The following is a 4,287-nucleotide window of genomic DNA, read 5'->3' as shown; positions in this document are numbered from 1 at the left end:
CTCTAATTGTCCGTCGTTCATGATGGTCTTCATCCTCCCATCATGAACAGTCGCCGCCTTACTTCAGACTCATCTTGTATTAGAAATAAGCCCTCCCTTCAGACTCATCTTGCATTGGAATAGACTCATGCTCGACCGATCTTGGCTTCTGTGCTAGGCTAGCCGGGAAAGCTAGCGTGGCAGGGAAACCATCCACGGTACTGCTTGACAGGTTCCTACCCCTTTTTATACTGGCCCAATGGCCACCATTACCTTCGATACCCTAAAGTTTGGCAATAAGCTCAAGGCCGCCGGTGTCGCGGACAAGCACGCCGAAGCGGAAGCAGAGGCTATCGCGGAGGTTATTCAAGTTAATTTTAAGGAGTTGGTTACCAAGGAGGATTTAAGGCGCGAGCTCAAGGAGTTCGAAATGCGATTTGATACCAAATTGGAGCGCCTCGAGGGCAAACTGATGGGCGAGATTACCCAGGTGAGAGGGGAGATAACTTTATTGAAATGGATGTTGGGCGTGCTACTTGCGGGTGTGGTCTCACTCGTCCTCAAAGCGTTTTTCGTTTGATCTTCATGGCGCGCGTGGCTTGGGAACTGCCCGAACCGATTTCCGAAGCTGACCACCGGCATGGTAACGAGGTGGCGTGATGAAAACAGTAACGCTTGATGTCCGTTCGCTCGTGGACAGGCCACCTTGCCTTTCAATTCTTCTCGCACCACCTGACGCACAGCCTCTAGCATGGATGCCGCTCTCTGGTGCGACTGTGTACGCGGGTTATCGTTATCAGAATTTTGAATGGCTCTTCTGGAAATCGAGTGGGTGTATTTGGACCATTTTAGAGCGCCGGCAACATGCAGGTCAGGACTTTCAGGCGCAGGTATTCCTCGTCTCGCAGTCCGAGGCACGTCGCTGGATGACTCGGATCTTGTTGTTCAACCCTTCAACGAAACCCAGCGGAACTTTGTTCTCGGGTTTGCAGTAAGCGGCGATCCCATCCTAATGTCGATCGATATCTCAGCGAATTCCTCGTAGGGTTTCAGGCGCTGCCACTTCAGGCTCGCTCTCCGCGGCATGAATGCGCGGCGCGGCGCCGGCTACGGGATATTTTACCGGCGGCCGGAGCGCGCCTTGGTCGAGGCGCTGGATCGGTACTTCCTCACCGGCGCGGTGGCCGTCGGCGAGTTGGTCGAAAGTTGTCCGTAACCGCCGCATTGACCTGTCAGCGATGCGAGGCCCATAGTTGGGGTCAAGCGAATTCAGGTTCCTAAGTCAATGTATAAGGTAACACTGAAGTATTTAGCGGGCGTTACGGCCTTCACATTGGTATATGTTGCTGCAGCCTGGTTTGGCTTGTGGCTGGTTCCGGGTGTTCAGAACAGTGTCACTCCCGTTTGGCCTCCTGCTGGTATCGCCCTCGGGGTGATCCTGGTTTTTGGTTACCGGTTTTGGCCGGGGATCTAGATCGGTGCGTTTGCAATAACGCCTTTTTCCGGCTTTTCTGTCGAGACCGCACTGGGTATCGGTGTGGGAAACACCCTGGAGGCGATGCTGGCTGCCTATCTGTTACATCGGGTCGGGGCGTTTCATCGCGCGCTCGACCGTCTACGGGATGTATTAGCATTCGTGGCCATGACCTCCGTTTGTGCCGCCATCCTCGGAGCTACGATAGGAGTCGCTAGTCTATGGTGGAGCCAGGTAGTGGACCGCTCCACCGCCGTTCCGACCTGGTGGATATGGTGGCTGGGTGATGGCATGGGGATGCTGTTGGTCACGCCGCTGCTCCTGACCTGGAGCCGTAAGTGGCGCGACGACTGGGCGTTCGCTCAGGTCATGGAGGCCGCCGGTCTGCTCACGCTCCTGATCGTTGTAAGCATGCTTTTTTTCAGGGGTTGGGTGCTGCCCCCGCTCAGCTACCCGCCCGAATACCTGTTGTTTCCATTCGTCGCTTGGGCAGCGCTGCGGCTCAGGCCTCGCGGGAGCGCGCTGACCGTCTTCGCCGCGACGGGGATCACGATCTGGGATTGGGGGAGCGGTTTTTGGCCGGCGGCGGCAAAGGGCGACCTTGAAAGTCTCTTAGAGCTGCTGAGTTTCTTAGGCATACTGTCAGTGACGGGAATGACGCTGGCCGCGGTCACGTGCGAGCACAGGGGGGCGGAAACGGCGCTGCGGAGGCGGACGACAGAATTAGCGGAACTGAATCTAGCACTCAATGCAGAAATCGTTCAGCGCAAGCGCGCAGAACGCCTGGCGCGCGGCCAAACGGAAGCGCTGGCGAAGTCTCTAGTGCTGCTCTCCGCGGAACCGGATCTAGAATCGTTTTGGGGGCATTCTCTGAAGGCGATGGTGGAGGAGCTGGAGGGAACAGGTGGTGCCTTATGGTTTCCGGACCACGATGCGCGTGTTCTGCGCCTGCACCTTGAATGTGTCGATGGCCGGATCCTTACCGCTGCTGAGTCCGTGCATCCTGCGGCGCGACAGTCTATTCCCTTCGCGGAAGGCCCGATGTCATTAGACCACGACGAGGGGAGCAGGGCCCGGTTTTACAGTGAAGGCGACCCTGCAATCCCGCCAGCCATGTCGAAGTATCTTCGAGCTATCGGCGCAAAAAGCCTGTTAAGCGTGTCCATGGTGGTCGGAGAGCGGGCAATTGCCTGGATGACGGTTCGCAGCAACGAGAGCGGACTGCCCGACCCGGATAGCACGTTAGGCTTCGCCGAAGCGCTCGGTCAACAGGCCACGCTTGCCATCCAGATGGCCCGGCTGAGCGAACAAGCAAGCGAGTCGGCCGTGCTCGCCGAACGCAACCGGATCGCGCGCGACATCCATGATACTCTGGCGCAAGGTTTCACCGGCGTGATCTTGCAATTGCAGGCCGCCGAGGATGCCTTGGTTAGCGGCGACGCAGCGCCCGTGAAAACGCATATCTCACGGGCAAGCGAGCTTGCGCGCAGCGCCCTCGCCGAAGCGCGCCGCTCGGTGCGGGCGGTGCGCCCCAGGGTTCTCGCAGCGCAGGCCCTGCCCGCAGCGCTCGATACCATGGTCCGGAAAATGACTCGCGATACTCGCATAGAGCCCAAGGTCAGCGTGGTAGGCCAACCGAGACCGCTCGCGGAGGCGTGCGAAGATGAGATCATCCGCATCGTACAGGAGTCCCTTACCAATACAATCAAACATGCCAACGCGCAGAGATTCGAGGTCAAGGTCTTATTCGAACCGCACAGGACACAGCTCCAGATCCTCGATGATGGAAAGGGATTCGACCCCACAGTTTCTTACGATGGATTCGGGTTGATCGGCATGAGAGAAAGAGCCGGACGAATCGGTGGCGATTTGACCATAACGAGCTCGCCCGGCAAAGGCTCCGAGATTAGGGTCGCGCTGGGACCGGCGCAAGAGACATGAACAGTCCATCCTTTGACGCACCGGGCGTGCCCCAGCCGGGATCCGCATTGAGCGAGATTAGGGTTCTGATCGCTGACGATCACCTCGTCGTTCGGGAGGGACTCGTCGCAATCCTGAACCGGCAGAGTGATATGACCGTCGTCGGCGAAGCCGGTAATGGCCGCGAGGCGCTCGAACAGTGGCGCAATCACCGCCCGGATGTCACCTTGATGGATCTGCGCATGCCCGAGATGTCCGGCGTAGAGGCTATCATTGCAATCCGGGAGGAAGACGACAAGGCTTCGGTTATTATATTGACGACCTACGATAGCGATGAGGATGTTTACCGCGGAATGCGAGCGGGCGCCAAAGCCTATCTCTTGAAGGACGCCCACCGCGAGGAACTGTTAAACTGCATCCGAGCTGTATATGCAGGCAAGACCTTCATCTCGCCCGGAATTGCTGTAAAATTAGCCAGCCGCCTCCGCGAGGAAGATCTCACCCCCAGGGAGCTGGAAATCCTTAACTTAGTAGCCCAAGGCCTGAGCAACAAGCTCATCGCCCGGGCCTTGGAGATCAGCGAAGGCACCGTCAAGACGCACGTCAAGAACCTTCTCGAGAAACTCGATGCCACCAGCCGGACGGAAGCCCTAGCCGTGGCCGCACGACGTGGGCTGATCACGCTTTAGTCGCCGACCGGCCCTCAAAAAAGAGCTTGTCCTCTCTCTAAAGAGGTAGTCGTTGCCCCACCGTTAAGTAATCGATGCATGGGTATTGTCAGAAGGAGCTTGGATAGTATTTTCTAATTCAAAGATGAGTCTGAAAGAAGGTAGTAAAGCCTGGCCTCCTAGGGTGAAAGAGTACTGGCCTCCGGGGATAGCTGGGGGCGTCGGGAGCCTGGGCGGTGCGACGAC

Annotated in this window: 4 protein-coding genes; all 4 read left to right on the top strand. The window is 57.7% G+C overall.

Annotation, left to right across the window (positions count from 1 at the left end; genetic code table 11):
* Window positions 1-238: 238 nt before the first annotated feature.
* The 4 genes from M3436_19645 to M3436_19630 all read left to right on the top strand — a co-directional run bounded on the left by M3436_19645 (window position 239) and on the right by M3436_19630 (window position 4,062).
* Entirely contained in the window at window positions 239-559 is a 321-nt protein-coding gene (locus tag M3436_19645; protein MDQ3566194.1) for a DUF1640 domain-containing protein, read from the top strand.
* Between the two features lie 79 nt (window positions 560-638).
* Entirely contained in the window at window positions 639-974 is a 336-nt protein-coding gene (locus M3436_19640) for a hypothetical protein (protein MDQ3566193.1), read from the top strand.
* A gap of 542 nt (window positions 975-1,516) precedes the next feature.
* Window positions 1,517-3,394, top strand: a complete 1,878-nt coding sequence (locus M3436_19635; protein ID MDQ3566192.1) for an MASE1 domain-containing protein — start codon at window positions 1,517-1,519, stop codon at window positions 3,392-3,394.
* Complete coding sequence (locus tag M3436_19630; GenBank protein MDQ3566191.1) at window positions 3,391-4,062, top strand: response regulator transcription factor; 672 nt, start codon at window positions 3,391-3,393, stop codon at window positions 4,060-4,062. Before M3436_19635 ends, M3436_19630 begins: the two co-directional genes overlap by 4 nt.
* Window positions 4,063-4,287: the final 225 nt, after the last annotated feature.

The organism is Pseudomonadota bacterium, from assembly GCA_030859565.1.
Lineage (GTDB): Bacteria > Pseudomonadota > Gammaproteobacteria > JACCXJ01 > JACCXJ01 > USCg-Taylor.
This window is presented reverse-complemented; position numbering and strand designations above follow the sequence as displayed.

Excerpts from the sequence above, each read along its gene's own strand:
- M3436_19640 (MDQ3566193.1), top strand. The coding sequence starts at position 639 with ATGAAAACAGTAACGCTTGATGTCCGTTCGCTCGTGGACAGGCCACCT.
- M3436_19645 (MDQ3566194.1), top strand. The coding sequence starts at position 239 with ATGGCCACCATTACCTTCGATACCCTAAAGTTTGGCAATAAGCTCAAG.
- M3436_19630 (MDQ3566191.1), top strand. The coding sequence starts at position 3,391 with ATGAACAGTCCATCCTTTGACGCACCGGGCGTGCCCCAGCCGGGATCC.